General features: G+C 58.7%; 1 rRNA gene. It reads left to right on the plus strand.

What is annotated here, in order from left to right:
• A 16S ribosomal RNA gene (locus tag K1I44_RS15185) occupies window positions 1-264 on the plus strand; the annotation flags it as partial.

The following is a 264-nucleotide window of genomic DNA, read 5'->3' on the forward strand; positions in this document are numbered from 1 at the left end:
CGAGAGATCGGGCGTTCCCCCTTCGGGGGGACAGGGTGACAGGTGGTGCATGGTTGTCGTCAGCTCGTGTCGTGAGATGTTGGGTTAAGTCCCGCAACGAGCGCAACCCTCGACCTTAGTTGCCAGCGAGTCAAGTCGGGCACTCTAAGGTGACTGCCGGCTAAAAGTCGGAGGAAGGTGGGGATGACGTCAAATCATCATGCCCCTTATGACCTGGGCTACACACGTGCTACAATGGGCGGTACAAAGGGTTGCGAACCCGCG

The organism is Anoxybacillus sp. ST4, assembly GCF_019448545.1.
Taxonomy (GTDB): Bacteria; Bacillota; Bacilli; order Bacillales; family Anoxybacillaceae; genus Anoxybacillus; species Anoxybacillus pushchinoensis.